This window comes from Bradyrhizobium sp. WSM2254 (assembly GCF_000472645.1).
Lineage (GTDB): Bacteria > Pseudomonadota > Alphaproteobacteria > Rhizobiales > Xanthobacteraceae > Bradyrhizobium > Bradyrhizobium niftali.
Genome location: NZ_AXAB01000035.1, coordinates 45701 through 63715, shown reverse-complemented (window position 1 = coordinate 63715; position 18015 = coordinate 45701). Strand labels below are relative to the sequence as shown.

The following is an 18015-nucleotide window of genomic DNA, read 5'->3' as shown; positions in this document are numbered from 1 at the left end:
TGCCGGTCCGCTGTGTTGTGGTTCGGCTTAGGCGGCTCTTGCGCTGCTCGCAACCTGCTTCAGGCCGAAATCGTAGTTGAGATGAAAATACTCGCTGTCCACCATGCGACCATCCGGCGCACGCCCCGCCGGGTGGCGGACGAACTCGCGGATCAGGCTGTCCTTGACGCCGAACACCACGTCGCTGTCGAGATATTGGTCGCCGGCGACGAACACATGGGTCACGAGCTGCTCGAAGCCCGGCGCGGAGATCATGAAATGCACATGCGCGGGACGCCAGGGATGGCGGCCCTGCGCCTCCAGCATTTCGCCGACCGGCCCGTCATGCGGAATCGGATAGGCGGCCGGCTTGATCGACCAGAAATGGAAGCGGCCGTTGGCGTCGGTGTGGAAGCGCGCGCGCATCGCGAGATCGCCGATGTCGTCGAGCTGCTGCACGTCGTAATAGCCGTCATCGTCGGAATGCCAGACGTCGACGATGGCGCCCGCGAGCGGACGTCCGTCGACGGTCGAGACCGAGCCGGTCACCAGCATCGGGTCGCCTTCCATCGGACCCGAGATGTCGGCGCCGCTGTCCTTCTCGGGCGCGGCCTGGACGAAGAACGGGCCGAGCACGGTGGTCTCGGTCGCACCTTCCGGCACCGGATGGTTGATCGCGTCGACCAGCATGGAGACGCCGAGCGTATCCGACAGCAGGATGAACTCCTGGCGCTTGTCGTCGCACATGTGGCCGGTGCGGGTCAGGAAGTCGATGCCGTATTCCCATTCCTTCTGGGTCGGGCGGACCTCGCGGACGAAGGCATGGAGGTGGCGCACCAGAGCCTCGCTGACCTCCTTGATGCGCGGATCGGTTGCGCCTGCGATCCGCTCCAGCACCGCGTCCGTGATCGTGGTCTCGTTGAAGTTGCGCATGGGTGTCTCCGTTGATCAGAGCTTCGGTTCGCCGAGGCCGGACAGCCGCTCGAGATGCTTGACGGTTGCGATGAAGTCGGCCTCGCCGTCGCCCTGCGCCACCAGCGAGCCATAGGTCTCGCGCACTTGCGCGGCGAGCTGCAGCGGCACGCCGACGGCATGGCCGGCGCCGAGGATCAGATCGAGGTCCTTGGCCATCTGCTTGCAGGAGAAGGTGGACTCGAAATCCCGCGTCCGCAGCGGCGCGGTCTTGTATTTCACCATCGGTGAAGCCACCGCGCTGTCGTCGAGCACCTTCAAAATGTCCTGCCACGCAATGCCGCCCTTGCGCGCCAGCGCCAGGCTCTCCGCCATCATCGCGGCCGACACCGCGATCATCAGATTGACCGCGAGCTTGGCGTAACGGGCTTCCTCGCCGGGCCCGAGATAAGTCTGGGCGCGCGTAAAAGCTGCGAACAGCGGCTTTGCGTTGTCGAAGGCGTCCTTCGGGCCCGAGACGAAGCAGGTCAGCGCGCCGGTGTGAACGATGCTGGCATTGCCGGAGACCGGCGCGCGCAGATAGGCGACGCCGCGGGCTTGCGCGGTGGCCGCAACTTCGGTGGAGGCCTCGATGCTCACGGTGCTGGTCTCGATCAGAACGGCTCCCGGCGCCATCGCGGCGATGAGCCCGGCGGGGCCGAGCAGCGCGCCGCGCAAGGCTGCGTCATCCGGCAGCGATGTGATGACCGCCGCCTTGCCGCTCACGGCCTCGGCCGGTGAGGCGGCAATCGAAATGCCTTGTGTGCGTGCCTCGTTGACCCGTGCCGCGCTCTGATCGAACGCGGTGACGGCATAACCGGCCTTGGCGACGAGCACCGACATCGGCAGGCCCATCTTGCCGATCCCGATGAAAGCGACATTTTTTGCAGCGTCAGTCATTGTTGTTGTCCATTGGCGCCTTCAGGCGGCGCGTCCCTGTCGTTCGATGTCCTGCACCAGCCGCCGGCCCGATTGCGCCAGCAGCTCCTTCTTCGCCTCCAGCCCCTCGACCAGCAGCCGGCCGTTCCGTTTCTTCCACGCGCCGCCGATCATGACGGACTCGATGTTGGCGAGGCTCGTCTGCATCACGACGGTCGCGACGGGGTCGTGCACCGGAAAGAGGTTGAGATCGGATGCGTTGATGATGACAAGGTCGGCGAGCTTGCCCGGCGTCAGCGAGCCGATCTGGCTCTCCCGGCCGAGCATGCGGGCGCCTTCCGTCGTTATCCAGCGTAGCGCTTCGCGCACGGGGATCGTGGTGGTCGCAGGAATGGTGCCGCTGTCGCGGCGCGACTCCGCATTGTCGAGCGCCCGCTGCATCGACAGCGCGACGCGGGCGGCGGAGAGGAGATCGCCGGCCAACACGGATTCCAGATCAATGCCGATCGTCGGCCGCACACCGCGCTTCAGCAGCCGTCCGGTGATCGGAAAGCCGTGACCCTGGATCATCTCGTTCTCGGGCGTGACCGAGAACGACACGCCGAGATCGACCATCCGGTCGAGCAGTTCATCGGGCAGATCGTTGCCGTGGACGATGTTGATTCCGGCGCCGACGAGGCCGGCCGCGATCAGCTTCTCCCAGCCATCAGGCGTCTTGGCCGGACCGCCGCCCTGGTGCATCGAGGCGATCAGCTTCAGCTCCCGCGCCAGGCGGAAATCGTGCATGGCGACGTCGAGCGTCGAATAATGCGGTCCGAGAATCGCGAGCCCGAGCGTAACGAGGCCGTCGCGGTCGGCGAGGGGGCCGGCGAGCAGCCGCTCGACCTCGCGGCGCGGATGCGGCACTTCCGAGAAATGCGGCTCGCCCGGCTTCGGTTCCGGTTTTGGCGAGCCGTGGAAGAACGTGGCGCGGATGCCGCTCTCGATCAGGCCGCGCACGGCGGCATCGGTATGGTCGGGCGTCGGATTGTTGTGGCACCAGTCGACCAGCGTGGTGGTGCCGCAATTGATCTGGTTCAGCGCGCCGACCAGCGTGGCGATGTAGATGTCGTCGGGCCGGAACACGATCGCGAGCCCGGCATGCATACGCCGGAAATATTCCAGCAGCGTCCAGTTCGCGGCATAACCGCGTAAGCCCGTCTGCCAGGTGTGCATATGCGCGTTGATGAGGCCGGGGATGACGATGCGGTCTTTGCCATCGACGATCTCGGTCTCGGCCGCGCCGCTGCCGAGCTCGATCGATGGCCGAACGTCAACGATACGGTTGCCTTCGACCAGCACGTCGCCGGTGCGGAGGTCGCCGATCGCATCATCCATACTGATGATGGTTGCGGATCTGATCAGCGTGCGCGGCATCGCTTCAAGCCACCGCTTTGGTGACAACAGGCGGCTCGCCGGCCCAGGCGCGCGCGATTAGGTCGCGGATGGCGCCCCGCTCGAGCGGCCGCGGATTCCAGTAGGCATCGGTGACGGCGAGATCGGCCGCCTTGTCGATGCCGCTCGCGGGCATGCCGACGTCGCGCAACGCAAGCTTTGCGCCCAGCCGCTTTGCGAGGTCATAGAGTCCCTGCGACGCATCGGCGGCGCCGATCGCGCGCGAGATGCGGGCCATCGCCTCGGGCACGGCGGGCGCGTTGTAGGCCAGCGCATGCGGCAGCACGATGGTGTGGGTCTCGGCGTGCGGCAGATCGAAGGTGCCGCCGAGCGTGTGGCAGAGCTTGTGATGCAGCGCCATGCCGACCGTGCCGAGGCAGACACCGCACAGCCAGGCGCCATAGAGCGCCTCGGTGCGGGCCTCGCGATCGTCGCTCTTGGCGGCAATGGCGGGCAGGGCACGCGCGAGTGCGCGAATGCCTTCTTCCGCCATCAGCGATGTTACGGGATTGGTGTCGCGCGCGTAAAGCGCTTCGACCGCATGCGCGATGGCGTTGATGCCTGATGTCGCAGCCAGGCTCGCCGGCAGCGTCAAGGTGAGATCGACGTCGTAGATCACTGTCTCCGGCAGCACGGCCGCATCGCGCACCGTGGTCTTCAGGCCGCTCTCGGTCTGGCCAACGATCGGCGTCATCTCCGAGCCGGCATAGGTGGTGGGAATGCAGAGCTGGTTGACGCCGGTGCGCAAGGCCAGGGCCTTGCCGAGGCCGGTGGTCGAGCCGCCGCCGAGCGAGACGACGCAGTCGGCATCGCACGCCTTCATCGACACGAGCGCCCGCTCGGTGACGTCAACCGGCGTATGCATGGTCGCGCCCGGAAAGATGCCGGCATAAAGCGGGCCGAGCGCGGTCCCTAAGCTTTTGCCCTGCGCCTCCTGCTGCGGCGTCGTCAGCACCAGTGCGCGCTTGCCGCCGAGCCGCTCCACCTCGGCCTTGGCGCTGGCCAAGGTTCCGCTGCCGAATACGACGCGGCAGGGCAGGTTTTCAAAGGTGAACGAACCGATCATGCGCCGGTCCCTTTGATGGGATAATCGACCTGAAAGCGGCCGATCCGCAAGTCGCCGAGCGCCTCGCGCACGCGCAGGTGCTCCGGGTGGGTGGCATAGGCCGCCAGCGCGGCCTGGTCGGTGAATTCGGAGAACAGCACGACGTCGCAGGCGTAATCGACAGCGCTGACGTCGACGCCGACCTCGATGTGGGTGAGGCCGTCGATCCGGCCGCGCAGGCCCTCGAACAGGGTCTTGACCTTGGCCCGGGCGGCGGACCGCTCCTCGGCGGTCTCCCCGCGCAGCCGCCACATCACGATGTGCCTGATCGGGCCCGACATTTCCCAGTTTCCTCGCCTGCTATCTTGCTTGTGTTGCGCCCATTTTGGCTTGCGGGATACGGAAATAAAGGCCAATAATTGTAAGTCTCTTTTCCTGAAAGTGGAAAAATGGATCGCCTGCTGCAACTCGAGGTGTTCGCCAAGACGGCCGAGCTCGGCAGCCTGTCGAAGGCCGCCGAGGCCTTGCGCATGTCGAACGCGGCCGCGAGCCGCTATCTCAGCGCGCTCGAGGAACGCCTCGCCGTTCGCCTGATCGAGCGCAACACGCGCCGCTTGTGGCTGACGGAGGCGGGGCAGGAGCTGCTGGAGCGGTCCAGCCGGGTGCTGAGCGAACTGGCGGAAGCCGAGGACATCGTCAGCGATCGCGCGCTGTCGCCGCAGGGCATGCTGCGGGTCACGAGCTCGCTGTCCTTTGCGGTGATCTATCTGGCGCCGATGCTGCCGGCGTTCCGCGCGCGCTATCCGAAGCTCAACATGCAGATCACCACCGCCAACCGCTATCCTGATTTCATCGAGGCGGGCATCGACGTGGCGATCCGCACGCGCGAGCAGGAGCCGGATTCGAACATCATCGTCCGCCGCATCGGCCAGATGCGCCGCGTGCTGGCAGCCGCGCCCTCCTATCTCGCAAGCGCAGGCGAGCTGGAGCAGCCCGCCGATCTCGCGCGCCACAACATGCTCGTCTACAATCTGGCGAACGATCCCTATTCGCTGCGCCTGCGCAAAGGCAATGGCGCACAGACGGTACGCATCACGCCGACGCTCGACAGCAATGACGGCCAGGTCATCCGCGGCGCGGCGCTGGCGGGGCTCGGCATCCTCATCCAGCCGCTCTACATCGTCCAGAGCGATATCGCGGCGGGCCGTCTGGTCCCGGTCCTGCTGGACTGGGAGCTGCCTCTGCTCACCATGAACATCGCCTACCAGAACCGTGCCGGGCTGCCGGCCAAGATCAGGGCCTTTTCCGACTTCCTCGTCACCCACATCCGCGAGCATTCAGAGCCGGGGATATGGATGGACGCGGCGAAGTAAGTGACGGACATTGAGATCCCGACTGTTTCCGAGAAGGCATGGGGAGCACCAGCCGAGGCGCCTCTATTCGGCGCTGCGTTTCCAGGCGCCGGTGCCGAGCTTGCCTGTGATCACAGCCAGCGCATCGCGGATCTCGTATGCGCCACCGTCGCTGTAGCCTGACAGGCCCCTGAGGGCGCGCAACGTCCAGCGGCCGTTCGCGGCAGTGATCGTGCCTTCGTGCGGGCGAGCCGAGCGCTGCGGCTCGGCGTGGAATCTGTAGGTGCCGTCGCCCATGATCTCCCAGATCCAGCGCGACTGGCCGCGGCCATTGGGCACCATCATTTCCCAGGTGCCGACCAGCGCGGGATCAATCGTCGACGACGGCCCGCGCGGCGCAGCAGGAGAGACGACGGCCGGAAGCGCCGCACCGTCGGCACCGGCGGGCGGCGGGCCAGCAAGGTAGATCGCCTTGCGTGACAGCGAACCATAGACGAACGGCTGCTGCTGGTTGCGGGTCGCCTCCATCACGTCGTCCCGGACATTGCGGAACATGAAGGTAACCTCGACACCAGGCGCCTCGATGTTGCGCAGGAGCGCCGCTGCAAACGGGCTGTTGCGCGCGTCCCCGTCAAGCGCCGTGGTGCCGTCGCGCGCGGCATAGGCGACGAGAACGTTACCGGTGGGCTCGATGCGGCCGAGCCCACCCATCGTGGCCGCCCGTGTGGCGAGCGAGCGGCTCATCTTGACAGCAAAAGGATTGTCGCGGCAGGCGTCGAGGATGACGAGGCCGAGGCTCGTGGTATTGGACACCTGCAACATCACGCTTTGCAGGTTGATGGCTTCATTCGCCGCGTCCGTGTCGCGCTTCAGCGCTGCGTCGATCGGGATCAGCCAGTTCTCGCCGTTGATCTCCATGCCGTGGCCGGCGAAATACACGGCCGCCATGTCCGCGCCGGCGGCGTCGCGCCCTAATGCGATCAGGCCGCGGCGCATCTCATCGAAGCTGGCGTTGGTGGCGAGGGACACGGTGAAGCCTAGCCGCTTCAGCGCCGCCGCGATGTCGCTCGCGTCGTTCGGCGGATTGAGCAGCGCGGGAACGTTGCTGTAGGCGCCGTTGCCGATGACCAGCGCGACCCGCCTGCCTTCCGCTGCTGCAGCCGTCGGCGCCACGCCGGCAAGCGCGGCTGCAGCCGTCAATCCCGAAACGAATTCGCGCCGATTCATCCGGATCTCGCGGGCTCGAACGAGCCTCTATCCTAGCGCAACCGGTCCGGGGGAGCCACGGGGCGTTCCTAGTTCGACGCCAGCGCCGTCTTGGCGACCTCGGCCATCCAGCCGGATGCCACGGGAAGGATCGCGTCGTTGAAATCATAGCGCGGGCCGTGCAGCTCGGCACCGTCGCGCAGTTCGCCGTTGCCGATCCAGACGAAGGCGCCGGGCCGCTTCTGGAGGTAGAAGGCGAAATCCTCGCCGGCCATGCTGGGCGCAAGGTCGCGCCTGACCTCGGCCCGCACCTTCTCCGCGGCAGCGCGCGCAAGGCTCGCCTCATCAGGCGTGTTGACCACGACGCCGACGCCCATGACGATCTCGGGCGTGACCTTGACGCCAAAGCTCGTGGCGATTCCGGCGCAGATCTCGCTGATCCGCGCGAGGAGGACGTCCTTGACCGCCTCGCGATGAAACCGCAGCGTGCCGCGGATGGTCACGCGTCCCGCGATCTGGTTCGGTGCGGTGCCGCCCTCGATCGTGCAGAGCGAGAGCACGGCGGTGTCGAGCGGATCGACGCTGCGCGACACGATCGACTGCAGCGCCACGATGAGATGGCCGGCCGCCATGACCGGATCGCGCGTCAGATGCGGCATGCCGGCGTGCCCGGCATGGCCCTCGATGGTGATGGTGACGCGCCCGCCCGAGGCCATGACGACGCCGTCATGGACCGCGATGGTGCCGGCGGCAAGGCCCGGCCAGTTGTGGAAGCCGAACACCCGGTCCATCGGAAAGCGCTCGAACAGCCCGGCGCCGACCATCGCGCGCGAGCCGCCATAGCCTTCCTCGGCCGGCTGGAAGATGAAATCGACCGTGCCGCTCCAGCTGGTGTCGGCCGCGAGCAGCGCCGCGGCGCCGAGCAGCGAGGCGGTGTGCCCGTCATGGCCGCAGGCATGCATCACGCCCGCGCTTTTCGAGGCATAGGGCAGGCCGGTATCCTCGGTGATCGGCAGCGCGTCCATGTCGGCGCGCAGGCCGACGCGGCCTTGCGCGTGACCGCGCGTCAAGGTCGCGACGACGCCGTGGCCGCCGACGCCAGCCTCGAAGGGAATGCCGAGCTCGGTGAGCCTGTCCTGCACGAAGGCCGCGGTCGCCTTCTCCTGGAGGGACAGTTCGGGATTGGCATGCAAATGGCGGCGCCACGCGGTCAGTTTCTGGTGCAGTTCGGGTGTCAAGGCGCGGCTCTCTCGAATGGTGTCGGTTGCCGTCACCATAGCGGATTATCCGCGCCGCGCATCAAGCCCCTTGGAATGCCTCGCGTGCAGCAATGCGCGCCCCCTCTGCCTGTCATTCCGGGGCGCGCCCCTTGGCGCGAACCCGGAATCCATCGTGCAGCAATCTCTGCGGCCCGATGGATTCCGGGCTCGCGACTTCGTCGCGCCCCGGAATGACGAGCAATGGGTATCACGCCAGCTTCGCCAGCCCGTTCCAGTCGCTGCGAACGACATCAAGCGAAGAAACGACGCAGCTCTGCGGCGACGCGGGTCGGATCGCCTTCGTTGTCTGCCGCGATGTGGCCGGTGCCCTTGAGTTCAATTCGTGTCGCGTTCGGCAGGATCGCCGTGAGAGCATCGACCCCGGCCTTGAGATAGCCCTGGCTGCGATCGCCACCGAGAAGCAGCGTTTTCGTGCCCAGGCCCCTGTAGCGATCGGGGTCGCCGGCCATTTCCTTGATGAGCTCGATATCGTAATGGACCAGCGGGATGAGAGTAGCCAGAGGTGGGCGATCGCCCGCGCTTGCATCTCGACGCAGGCGCATCATCATGGCGAAGAACGATCTCAGCACAGGCGCGGGGAGCCTTGTCATGACCCCGTTGTCGCCGGTGCCTTTGACCACGGCAACAAAGGCGGCGGCCAGGTCTCCCTTTGTCAGGGCCGCCTCGTAGTTCGAGGCCCAGTACCGTGGTTGGACCGAGCCGAACTCGAGCGGAGGCTCGTAAAGGGCAAGGCGTGAGATCGCCGGATCGACAAGCGCGGTGTGCAAGGCAACCAGCGCTCCGGAGCTGAGTGCAAACACATTGCGGGCTCCTGTCTCGGCGAGAAGCCGGCCGAGATCATGGATCTCGGTCGCCATGCAGTGATCGGGCCGGAAGGGGCCGCTCAGACCCCGACCTCGACGGTCCGGGATGATGACAGTAAAGCGGTCAGCCAGCGCTGCTCCGAGGTCGGCAAAGCTTGCTGCGCTCTGCAGTCCGCCATGGAGCAGCACAAGTCCGGGACCTGAACCGAGCTGCCGGTACCCAATGACGGTGCCGTCATTGGCGACAAACGATCTCTCAGAGCTCACGCGACGCGGCTCACCGCATCGTTGCAAGCTGGAGCGCCAGCGCGCAGGCGCGGTCGTATTCGTCGAGATTGATCCATTCGTCGACCGTGTGCGCCTCGTTCTGCCCCGCGCCGAAGGTCACGGTCGGAACGCCGTGGCGGACCATCCAGTTCGCATCCAGCCCGCCATTGGCGGCGCGGACATTCGGGGTGCCGCCGACCGCGGACACCGCCTCGATCGCGCGTTTGACGACCGGCAGGTTGTCCTTCATGCGGAACGGATAATAGTCGGTCTCGGCCTTGAACTTGACCTTGCCGGATTTGCCCTGCGCATTCGTCACCTTCTTGGCCGCCTTCTCGAACGCGGCCTTGTAGGCCTTGGTGATCTCCTTGAAGAACTTTCCGTCGTGGCTGCGGCTTTCGCCGCGCACATGCACGTAGTCGGTGACGACGTTGGTGGCATCGCCCGCCGGGCGGCCCTCGCCGCCGGTGACCGGGCCGATATTGCTGGTCCCTTGCTGCTTGCCCTTCACCACCTTGCCGAACCAGCCGCCGGCCTTGGCGTCCGCAAGGGCGAGCGCCATGATCATGGTCGAGGAGATGCCGCGCTCGGGCGCAACGCCGGCATGCGAGGCGCGGCCGAAGATCTCGACGGTCCAGCGGTCGGCCCCGACCGCGCCGATGATCACGTTGGAGGCCGAGCCGCCGTCATAGTTGAACGCCATCACCGGTGAGCCGAGCTCGTCGAGCTTGACGTGGCGCGCGCCATAGAGCCCGCTCTCCTCGCGCACGCAGAACAAAAGCGTGATCGGCGGATGATCGAGCTTCTGCTTGGCGAGCTCGGCGGCCAGCGTCACCAGCACGCCGCAGCCGCAGCGGTTGTCGCCGCCGAGCGCGGTCTTGGCCTCGTTGACGATCTTGCGGCCGGATTTCTTCGGCCTGGCGCCGGCGCACAGCGGCACCGTGTCCATGTGGGTCATGAACATGATGCGCGGCTGGTTGTGCAGCGCGCCGCGGCCCGGCAGGTCGACGATGAGGTTGCCGGTCTCGGTCGGCACCGGAATGCGGGTGTTGGCGTCGTCGAGCCGGATCGCCTTGGCCGGCACGCCGCTTTCCTTAAGTGCGGCGGTGAGCTCACGCCCGATCGCCGCCTCCTGTCCGGTGACGCCCTCGACGGCGAGGAAGCGCATGAGGCGATCGGTGGCGGCTTTGGTATCGACAGGCATGAGATGGTCCTTTGATGCACGGTACGTGTCAGCATCCTTCGCTGCGCCGTGTTTCGCAAGGCCTCTCGGACAGTCCGGTGAATCTGGGGCGGGGCAGGGACGACCGCATCAAAGCTACGGCCGCGGCGCGCCGAACACGACGCACAGCGGCCGCCTTCGGCACACGAATCAGTATCGCGCGACGAGCGGGGCGAGGGCCGTATTGAATCGCCAATTCACGCCGAGCATGACGGTTTGCATGTTCTGCCGGACACTGACCGGGAACAAGGGAGTGCCGGCACATGCGGGATTGCCGGAGCAGTTCAGCGTGTAGCCGTTCGTTCCAAAGTCGAAATAATTGTATTCGGCCTTCAACGACAGGTTTGGCAGCAGCGCATATTCGATACCGGCACCGACGACGAATCCCGCCGCATCGCGCGACCCCTTGAAATCAGCCGTGAAGGCGGCGAAATCGGTCTGCGTCATCTGATGGTTGAAGCGGGCGAAGGCGGCGCCGCCCTTGGCGTAGAACAGCACGCGATCGAAGGCGTAGCCGATGCGGCCGGTGGCGGTGGCGACGCGATCGAGCTGGGTCGTCAGCAGGATGCCGACGGCGCCGCCCGAAATCAGTGTCGCGGTGGTGTCCTTCATGTCGGCCCAATCGAACTGGCCTTCGAGGCCGACCACGAGGGAGCCGACCTGATAGTCGCAGCCCCCCTGCACACCAGCGAGCCAGCCGCTGTTGTGGTCGGCATTGAATGTTATCCCGACAAGGGGCTGCTGCTCGTTGACCCCGCGACCGCCGCCGCCATTGCCGCCGACATAGCAACCGGTCCAGGAGAAGGCCGGGGCCGCAGGCGCCGCCTTGTACGGCATCGACACGTCCGCCGCCATGGCCGAGGTGAACGTCGAAACTGCCAGCGCGATGGCGCTGACAAGGGTCTTGGTGGTCATGCGAGGATCTTCCTTCAACTAACGGCAATGGCGCCTGAAGCGTATCGTGCGCGTCGGCATCGCACAGGCCAGCGACTTCATCTGGTGAGTTGCCCGACTTCGCGATCTGGTCACAGTACGCGGCGGGTCACGCGGCGGCTGTAACCACCGGGCCACAGTGGAAATAACGGCCACTGCAGGTTGCGACTTTTCCCAGAGGCTGGCGCGACAGGAAGAATCGGGAATTTCGCTGCTTCACGCAGGCCGCGTATACGCCAGGAAGATCAGCGTGCCGAAAAGGAGCGCTGCCGCCATGAACAGCAGCACTGCCGGCAGCCCCGCGAGCGCCGCGACCGCGCCGGTGAGCGACTGCATCAGTGCCGCGCCGAGGAAGAAGGCGAGGTTGATCGCCGCGAGCGCCTTGCCCGCAACCTGCGCGTCGACCAGTTGCCTGGACATGCCGAACAGCAGCGGCTGCGCGGAGGTCGCGAGCCCAATCAGCACGAACAGCACCAAATCGTATTGCGGCGGCATCACGTCGACGCCGAACAGTGCGGAGACCGCAAAGTGCGGCGCGCCGAGCGCCATCAGCGCCAGCAGCAACGCGCCGGCGAGATGCGAGCCGGCCACCAGTTCGCGGCGGCGGCCGAGCCTGCGATCGATCATGCCGATGAGGAGCGGCCCCACGATCATCGCCAGCGTGAACGCACCGAGCTGGTTGCCGGCCTCGATCCGCAACAGTCCCTTGACGTCCATGAGCCACGGTCCGCCCCACAGGCCGCGAAGCACCAGCGAGGTCGCCAGCGACACCAACGCCAGCGCGATCAGGCCGCGCAGTGGCCGCGACAGGCCGAGCCTGAGCACCTCGATCATCTGCGACAGCGGCGAGGAATGGTCCTTGTGCTCGGCCGGCTGGTTCGGCACCAGCGCGAACACCGCGAGCGCGACTGCGACGCCGCCAGCCGCGGAGATCCAGAACCCGGCGCGCCAGCCCCAGGTGTCGACGACGAAGGCGAGCGGGCTCGACGACAGCAGCATGCCGATATTGCCGATCGAGAGGATCGCGCCCGACCACAGCCCGAAGCGCGCCGCCGACAATTGCTTGGCCGCCAGCGTCATCGGGCACATCAGCATGCCCGAGGTGGCGACGCCGAGCATGAGCTGGCCGACCGCAAAGCTCTCGGGGCCTGTCGCAAAGCCCGATGCGACCGCGCCGAACACGGTTCCCGCCAGCAGGCCGAGCGACACCGGCCGCACGCCGAAGCGATCCATCGCCGCGCCGACCGGGATCTGCGCCGCGGCAAAGGCGAAATGATAGACCGAGGTCAGGCTCGCCAGCGCCTGCGGTTTGACGCGGAAATCCGCCGCCATCAGGTCGAGGCTGATGGCGGGAATCGTGCGCAGCAAGGTCGAGAGCATATGCCCGCAGGCGAGCGCGACCAGCGCGAAGATCAGCGCGCGGGTGGCGCCTCCCGCGTCGTTAGTGGCTGCGGTCTCCATGAGTGTCCCGTCCCGAGAAGGTTTTGGATGGGGGTACATGATCGCGGGGCGGCCGCCAATGGCGGCAGCGCGACCCCCTCATTCCGGAATGGCGGCGCCGTCAGCGCAAAGTGGTGCCCGCGCGCCGTGACGGCAGGCACGTTGCCCATCAAAGCGGGTCTGACGCCGCTGTCTGAGACCATGAACCAAGCCGGCCGTCAGGACGTTGTTCCCGGGAAGATGTGGTATCATGGGGACCAGGATCTGCAGCTGGCGGCGGCAATGTCTTCCACCGAGAGTACAAGCAAGACGACCAGCGACGCGGCCCGCCGAGAGCGGAGGAGGAGCAATTCCTTACTGTTGGCTCTCGCCGTTGGATTTCTTGTCTTTGGCGCGGCCGCGGGGGCACTCTACTACGCATTGCGGCCGGAAGTTCTCCGCATCGCCGTTGGACCGCCCGGCAGCGACGATTCCAAAGTCATCGAAGCAATGGCCGATGCCTTCAGGAGCGAAAGTCGAACCGTCAGGCTGTCTCTGATCAAAACCAATGGGGCGGTGGAGTCTCTTGCTCTGCTTGGGGCTGGCAAGGCGGACCTTGCCGTCGGCCGCGGTGATCTGGACATGCCCTCCGAGGCGCAGACCGTCGCCGTCGTGCGTAAGAATTTCGTCGTGCTGTGGGCGCCCTCCGCGCCTGCGGGCAAGAGCTCGAAAGGAAAGCGGCCGCCGAAAATCAAGGAGGTCGCCGATCTCGCGGGGCACCGTGTCGGCGTGATTGGGCGGACCCCCGTGAATGCCGCGTTGCTGCGGGTCATCCTGAGCGCCGCTGGGGTGGACGCCGAGAAGGTCGCGGTGACGCAGTTTGGCACGGAACAAATCGGGGAGCTGGCGCGCGATCTCACCCTCGATGCGTTCATGACAGTCGGGCCACTCGACAGCAAAATCACATCCGACGCCGTTGCTGCTACGGCGCGCGCCCGCGGCGAACCGAAGTTTCTCGACATCGAGACATCGGAAGCGATCGCCCTGAGGCATCCCCGGTATGAATCGGAGGAAATTCCGCCCAGCGTCTTCAATGCGGATCCGGCCTGGCCGGGTGACAAGGTCGAGACGGTCAGCGTCAGCCACCTCATCGTGGCAAGAAAGACCATGTCCGAAACCACGGTAGCGACGTTTTTCCGGCAGCTCTTTGCCGTCCGTCAGGCGATTGCGAAGCAGGTACCTGGCGCTGCACACATCACCAAGCCGGACCTCGAGAAGGACACAGAGCTGCCGGTACATCGGGGAGCGGCGGCCGTCATCGACGGCAACGAACGCACCTTTCTCGATCGGTACGGCGATCTCTTCTGGTTCGGGCTCCTGCTTCTCTCCGGGATCGGCTCGGCCGCCGCCTGGTTGCGCCGTTATTTGAACCGCGACGAAAGGGAGGACAACACCAGCCATCGCAAGAGAATCCTCGCCATGGTCTCGAGCGCGCGTACCGCGGAATCCAACCAGGAACTGCTGACCCTGCAGAATGAGGCGGACGCCATCATCGCTGAAACGCTCGAGTGCTACGATGACGGCGCTATCGAGGAGGAGGAACTCGCCGCATTTGGGCTGGTGCTCGATCTCTTGAGCAATGCCATTGCCGAGAGGCGAGCCGCGTTGCAACGTACCAGCTTCGAAACCATTCGAGGCGCGGCAACAGGCTCTACACTGCGAGGATAGTGGCGGCCACCGGCCGTCGCGGATTCCTCCGCGCCAGCGCCGCCGTGGCTGGATCTCCAGTTCTCGGCCGTCAGCTTGACTTTATCTCGGCCAACAGCTTCCGCGTCTCGTCCAGCAACGCCTGGATCGCCTGTCGTTCCGCGATGCCGTCCGGTGTGAAGGCGCCGTGCGTGCGCGCATTCCGGTTTCCTCTCGGCGCACCGGTCCTCAGCGCGCCGCCGTGCATGCGGCAGCGCGCCTTGCCGTGTGTGGCTGGTGCGCGGCAGGCATCGCCATCGCGGGTTCGGGCGCCGCAGCGGGGACTGGCCCGCATCGGGACGGTGTTGCGGGTGTGGTCGCCGGTCATGGGTTGGCGCCTTGCGTTGCCTCGCGCGGGCTCGCCTCCGCGACAAGCACGTTCGCGTGCTGCGTGACGTTGCCCACGATCGCTCGTCCTCCGTCCTGCACGGACAGGTTTTGCACCGTGATTGCGCGCTCGTCGCTGTTGCGGTGGCGGTTCAGGGCCTCGACCTGAGCGGCGAAGGTGCGGGTCAGCCGGGTCAATGCGCGCGTGACGCTCTCCTGCTGCGGAAGGTTGTCCGTGCAGGCGAGGCGACAGGCGCAGCGCATCGCCGCCACGTGAACGGAAACCATCTGGGACACCAGCATGGCCTCGATGGAATCCTTCGGTGCGATGCTCCTGATCATCGAGACCATGAAGGCGAGATTGGCCTCATCAGGCTTCTGCCCGATCGCGCTCGCTTTGACCAATTGCCTCAGCATGCCGTGCAGCGCGTCGCGGTCGGCGGCACCGAGCGCTTCGGCCAGCAGACGCTCGCCGGCTTGCGGGTCCGGATGGCTGATCGCAATGCTGCGCTTGTAGAGTCTGATCCGCGGGCTCACCGCGGGGCCGCCGCGATCGTTTGTCGCAAGCGGCGAGGTGATGCGGCGGTTCGGTGCTGTCGTCATGTGCTGTGTCCTTTGCCGGCGCAGGCGCGCGCGAACGACCGTTCGCTGCTGCGCGCGGATGCGAATTTTCAGATGTCGATGAAGGGCTTACGCGCAACCACGTCGGGGCGGCCCTGGTCAGGCCGGCCGTCACGTTCACGATTGTTGCGATGATGCCATTCTGCAGGTGTTTTGCCCGACGAGTCAAACGGCATTGCCAAGCGCGCAAGTCCTTGTTCTCTCAGGCGCCGGCTACTGTGCATGGGGTTGTTTTCGCATTTTTTGTTTTGAGCCGGCGCTTACGTGCCGTGCCGCGGAATTGACTGCGCGGAAACGCGATTGCGGAATCCCGTGCGGCCGCTCATCATGATCGCCGAACGCCGCACCAACAAACATGCACAAGCGGCACTGAAGTCTGGGGAGAGAAGGAATGCAACGAACGGCTCGCCTGCTGGCAGTCATCGCCGGATTGTGCGCCTGCGCGCTGTCGACGGAGGTCCTCGCGCAGAAATATCCGGTGCGGCCGGTCAAGGTCATGGTCGGCTTCAGCGCGGGCGGGCCGGTCGATGTCGTCGCGCGGATCATCGGCGACCGGCTGAGCAACAAGCTCGGGCAGCCCTTCGTGGTCGAGAACCGCGCCGGCGCCAACGGCATGATCGCCGCCGAGGGCGTGGCCCATGCGGATGCGGACGGCTACACGATGCTCGCCTGCAACTCCTCCACCATCACGCTCAACAAGACGCTGTTCAAGGACATTCGCTACGACCCGATAAGCGACTTCGCGCCGCTGACGACCGTGGTGTCGGCGCCGCTGGTGCTGGTGGTCAATCCGGAGAACCCCAGGACCACCGACATCAAGACCGTGGCCGATCTCGTGGCCGCGGCGAAGGCCAGGCCAGGCGAGCTTGCCTACGGCTCAGGCGGCAACGGCAACCTCGCCCATCTCGCCATGGAGCTGCTCGGCCAGAAGGCCGGCATCAAGATGATCCACGTGCCCTATCGCGGCGGTGCCGCCTCCGAGGTCGGCATCCTCGCGCAGGAGGTGCTGGCGGTGTTCGATCCGCTCTCCGCCGTGCCGCTGGTGAAAGCCGGAAAGCTGCGCGCGCTCGCGGTGTCCTCCGCCGAGCGGCTGCCGTCGTTGCCCGATGTGCCGACGGTTGCGGAAGCAGGCTACCCCGGCTTCGACCTGTCGTTCTGGGTCGGCTTCTTCATGCCGAAGGCTGTGCCCGCGCCGATCCTGGAGACGCTGCACCGGGAGATCGTCGCCGCCGCCAAGGATCCGGCGGTCGCGGAGAAGCTCGGATCGCAGGGCGTCGTCAGCGTGCTGAGCCCGGCCGAGTACGCCGCGAAGATCGCGAAGGAGACCAAGGAGCTCGCCGAAGTCGTGGTGGCGGCGAACATCAAGGCGGAGTGAGGTGTCCGCGGCACTAAAGAGCGTGGCCGGTGTGAGCTAGCTCGAGGACCGTTCGCGCGCCGCAAACCGGATCGTACGAGCTCTTGCACTCTTTCCGGCCGCGCGGGCCGCGATCATGCTCCGTGCCTTGCCGTGGGCCCCGGCATTCTTGCGCAGCAAGATTGCGAACCGCTTGCGTGCACGGCTCGCCGAGAGTCGCGCCGCCAGCTGCTCGGCCTTGCGCATGATGGTGACGACCGACGGTGTCAGGTTCACCGGAACCCAGGCGACGTCCTTCGTCTTGGACAGGCTGCCGACACCTTCGCAAGGCGCTTCGCGCGGCAGGTCGATCCGGATTGCGAGAGCTTCTGCGCGCTCGGTCCAGTCCTCGGCCCTGGTGCCCGTAATGATGCGGACATAGTCGCGCGTCTCGCGCGGCAGCTCGCTCTCTCTGGCGAGCCACTTCTGGATGCGGCCGGGACCTGCGTTGTAGGCGGCTGCGGCGAGGCCGAGATTGCCGAAATCATCACGCAGCTTGCGCAGGAATTTTGCCGATGCGGGCAGCGCCTTCATGGGATCGAAGGGATCATCCAACCCGACCTCGGCCGCCGTCTCCGGCATGAACTGCGCGACGCCCTGTGCGCCGGCCGGGCTGACCTCGTGGGAACGAAAGCGGCTCTCCTGCCAGAGCAGGCGTGCGAAGAACGGCACGGGAATGCCGCTGGCCTCGGCGGCTTCGCGAAGCGCGCGGCAGAACCGTTCAGTCGGTGAAACCGGGGCCTGCGCTACGGGCTCGACCGCGCGCGGAGGTTCGACCGTCTCCTCATAGGCCGCGCGGGCGTTGGCGAGCTCGATGGCCTGCACGCTTGCGAGGAAGAGCTCCACCACTGGAACAAGCGGGGAGGCTCGGTTGTTCTCAACAACGGCGTGATCGAAAGTCGATGTTTGCCGGGACGCCGACGGATCGAGGTCGCACATCAGAATCAGAAACGCGGCGCAAGCCGCGACGACAAATCGCATTGCGTGGACAACCTCGAACTGTGGGATGAACGGCCGGCGATACGCCCGGCGATAAGGTGTTTCTTAATCGTCCGATTGCGGCAAAGCTGCGATCTCACAGGTTGCGTCGGTGCTACTACGGTGTTCCCGAAGGGAAACTTCCCGTGCGTTTGCGGGCATCTGCGAAGCGGGACGAGC

The 18015-nt window shown here is 66.2% G+C and carries 17 protein-coding genes; 3 read left to right on the top strand and 14 right to left on the bottom strand.

The genetic code is table 11. The features are described from left to right. Positions 1 to 27: 27 nt before the first annotated feature. From A3M7_RS0125195 to A3M7_RS0125175, 5 genes are read right to left on the bottom strand one after another with little or no spacing between them, the layout of a single operon-like run. A complete protein-coding gene (locus A3M7_RS0125195) occupies positions 28 to 912 on the bottom strand; it encodes an intradiol ring-cleavage dioxygenase (protein WP_027546402.1) in 885 nt (294 codons plus the stop codon). A gap of 15 nt (positions 913 to 927) precedes the next feature. Continuing rightward, a complete protein-coding gene (locus tag A3M7_RS0125190; RefSeq protein WP_027546401.1) occupies positions 928 to 1830 on the bottom strand; it encodes an NAD(P)-dependent oxidoreductase in 903 nt (300 codons plus the stop codon). A 21-nt stretch (positions 1831 to 1851) separates the two neighbouring features. After that, the gene (locus A3M7_RS0125185) at positions 1852 to 3225 is read right to left on the bottom strand and encodes an amidohydrolase family protein (protein ID WP_027546400.1); all 1374 of its coding nucleotides are present in this window, start codon (positions 3223 to 3225) and stop codon (positions 1852 to 1854) included. 4 nt (positions 3226 to 3229) lie between these two features. Then, a complete protein-coding gene (locus tag A3M7_RS0125180; RefSeq protein ID WP_027546399.1) occupies positions 3230 to 4309 on the bottom strand; it encodes a maleylacetate reductase in 1080 nt (359 codons plus the stop codon). Beyond that, the gene (locus tag A3M7_RS0125175; RefSeq protein WP_027546398.1) at positions 4306 to 4629 is read right to left on the bottom strand and encodes a Dabb family protein; all 324 of its coding nucleotides are present in this window, start codon (positions 4627 to 4629) and stop codon (positions 4306 to 4308) included. Before A3M7_RS0125175 ends, A3M7_RS0125180 begins: the two co-directional genes overlap by 4 nt. A 108-nt stretch (positions 4630 to 4737) precedes the next feature. Here A3M7_RS0125175 and A3M7_RS0125170 point away from each other — a divergent pair, with 108 nt between their 5' ends. After that, positions 4738 to 5661 carry a LysR family transcriptional regulator gene (locus A3M7_RS0125170; protein WP_027546397.1) on the top strand — a complete coding sequence of 308 codons (924 nt, stop codon included), beginning with the start codon at positions 4738 to 4740 and terminating at the stop codon, positions 5659 to 5661. Positions 5662 to 5724: 63 nt separating this feature from the next. On the opposite strand, the gene A3M7_RS44895 is transcribed toward A3M7_RS0125170, so the two are convergent. The 6 genes from A3M7_RS44895 to A3M7_RS0125140 all read right to left on the bottom strand — a co-directional run bounded on the left by A3M7_RS44895 (position 5725) and on the right by A3M7_RS0125140 (position 12812). After that, a complete protein-coding gene (locus tag A3M7_RS44895) occupies positions 5725 to 6867 on the bottom strand; it encodes a caspase family protein (protein ID WP_049823665.1) in 1143 nt (380 codons plus the stop codon). 68 nt (positions 6868 to 6935) lie between these two features. Beyond that, entirely contained in the window at positions 6936 to 8084 is a 1149-nt protein-coding gene (locus A3M7_RS0125160; protein ID WP_027546396.1) for an amidohydrolase, read from the bottom strand. A gap of 272 nt (positions 8085 to 8356) precedes the next feature. After that, a complete protein-coding gene (locus tag A3M7_RS0125155) occupies positions 8357 to 9118 on the bottom strand; it encodes an alpha/beta fold hydrolase (RefSeq protein ID WP_245284321.1) in 762 nt (253 codons plus the stop codon). An 88-nt stretch (positions 9119 to 9206) separates the two neighbouring features. Continuing rightward, positions 9207 to 10400: a M20/M25/M40 family metallo-hydrolase gene (locus A3M7_RS0125150; RefSeq protein ID WP_027546394.1), complete on the bottom strand. Its 1194-nt coding sequence runs from the start codon at positions 10398 to 10400 to the stop codon at positions 9207 to 9209. 168 nt (positions 10401 to 10568) lie between these two features. Further along, complete coding sequence (locus A3M7_RS0125145) at positions 10569 to 11333, bottom strand: outer membrane protein (protein WP_027546393.1); 765 nt, start codon at positions 11331 to 11333, stop codon at positions 10569 to 10571. Positions 11334 to 11567: 234 nt separating this feature from the next. Beyond that, a complete protein-coding gene (locus A3M7_RS0125140) occupies positions 11568 to 12812 on the bottom strand; it encodes an MFS transporter (protein WP_027546392.1) in 1245 nt (414 codons plus the stop codon). Between the two features lie 261 nt (positions 12813 to 13073). Here A3M7_RS0125140 and A3M7_RS0125135 point away from each other — a divergent pair, with 261 nt between their 5' ends. Beyond that, entirely contained in the window at positions 13074 to 14498 is a 1425-nt protein-coding gene (locus tag A3M7_RS0125135; protein ID WP_027546391.1) for a TAXI family TRAP transporter solute-binding subunit, read from the top strand. Between the two features lie 70 nt (positions 14499 to 14568). Here the strand turns inward: A3M7_RS0125135 and A3M7_RS0125130 are convergent, their stop codons facing one another. Next, positions 14569 to 14844, bottom strand: coding sequence for an HGGxSTG domain-containing protein (locus A3M7_RS0125130; RefSeq protein WP_027546390.1), 276 nt, complete (start codon positions 14842 to 14844; stop codon positions 14569 to 14571). After that, the gene (locus A3M7_RS0125125) at positions 14841 to 15446 is read right to left on the bottom strand and encodes a hypothetical protein (protein ID WP_027546389.1); all 606 of its coding nucleotides are present in this window, start codon (positions 15444 to 15446) and stop codon (positions 14841 to 14843) included. Before A3M7_RS0125125 ends, A3M7_RS0125130 begins: the two co-directional genes overlap by 4 nt. 409 nt (positions 15447 to 15855) lie before the next feature. Here A3M7_RS0125125 and A3M7_RS0125120 point away from each other — a divergent pair, with 409 nt between their 5' ends. Then, positions 15856 to 16839 carry a tripartite tricarboxylate transporter substrate binding protein gene (locus A3M7_RS0125120; protein WP_027546388.1) on the top strand — a complete coding sequence of 328 codons (984 nt, stop codon included), beginning with the start codon at positions 15856 to 15858 and terminating at the stop codon, positions 16837 to 16839. A 36-nt stretch (positions 16840 to 16875) separates the two neighbouring features. Here A3M7_RS0125120 and A3M7_RS0125115 read toward each other — a convergent pair whose 3' ends face one another. Beyond that, positions 16876 to 17838 carry a lytic transglycosylase domain-containing protein gene (locus A3M7_RS0125115; protein ID WP_027546387.1) on the bottom strand — a complete coding sequence of 321 codons (963 nt, stop codon included), beginning with the start codon at positions 17836 to 17838 and terminating at the stop codon, positions 16876 to 16878. Positions 17839 to 18015: the final 177 nt, after the last annotated feature.

Excerpts from the sequence above, each read along its gene's own strand:
- A3M7_RS0125195 (WP_027546402.1), bottom strand. The coding sequence starts at position 912 with ATGCGCAACTTCAACGAGACCACGATCACGGACGCGGTGCTGGAGCGG.
- A3M7_RS0125190 (WP_027546401.1), bottom strand. The coding sequence starts at position 1,830 with ATGACTGACGCTGCAAAAAATGTCGCTTTCATCGGGATCGGCAAGATG.
- A3M7_RS0125185 (WP_027546400.1), bottom strand. The coding sequence starts at position 3,225 with ATGCCGCGCACGCTGATCAGATCCGCAACCATCATCAGTATGGATGAT.
- A3M7_RS0125180 (WP_027546399.1), bottom strand. The coding sequence starts at position 4,309 with ATGATCGGTTCGTTCACCTTTGAAAACCTGCCCTGCCGCGTCGTATTC.
- A3M7_RS0125175 (WP_027546398.1), bottom strand. The coding sequence starts at position 4,629 with ATGTCGGGCCCGATCAGGCACATCGTGATGTGGCGGCTGCGCGGGGAG.
- A3M7_RS0125170 (WP_027546397.1), top strand. The coding sequence starts at position 4,738 with ATGGATCGCCTGCTGCAACTCGAGGTGTTCGCCAAGACGGCCGAGCTC.
- A3M7_RS44895 (WP_049823665.1), bottom strand. The coding sequence starts at position 6,867 with ATGAATCGGCGCGAATTCGTTTCGGGATTGACGGCTGCAGCCGCGCTT.
- A3M7_RS0125150 (WP_027546394.1), bottom strand. The coding sequence starts at position 10,400 with ATGCCTGTCGATACCAAAGCCGCCACCGATCGCCTCATGCGCTTCCTC.
- A3M7_RS0125145 (WP_027546393.1), bottom strand. The coding sequence starts at position 11,333 with ATGACCACCAAGACCCTTGTCAGCGCCATCGCGCTGGCAGTTTCGACG.
- A3M7_RS0125140 (WP_027546392.1), bottom strand. The coding sequence starts at position 12,812 with ATGGAGACCGCAGCCACTAACGACGCGGGAGGCGCCACCCGCGCGCTG.
- A3M7_RS0125135 (WP_027546391.1), top strand. The coding sequence starts at position 13,074 with ATGTCTTCCACCGAGAGTACAAGCAAGACGACCAGCGACGCGGCCCGC.
- A3M7_RS0125130 (WP_027546390.1), bottom strand. The coding sequence starts at position 14,844 with ATGACCGGCGACCACACCCGCAACACCGTCCCGATGCGGGCCAGTCCC.
- A3M7_RS0125125 (WP_027546389.1), bottom strand. The coding sequence starts at position 15,446 with ATGACGACAGCACCGAACCGCCGCATCACCTCGCCGCTTGCGACAAAC.
- A3M7_RS0125120 (WP_027546388.1), top strand. The coding sequence starts at position 15,856 with ATGCAACGAACGGCTCGCCTGCTGGCAGTCATCGCCGGATTGTGCGCC.
- A3M7_RS0125115 (WP_027546387.1), bottom strand. The coding sequence starts at position 17,838 with ATGCGATTTGTCGTCGCGGCTTGCGCCGCGTTTCTGATTCTGATGTGC.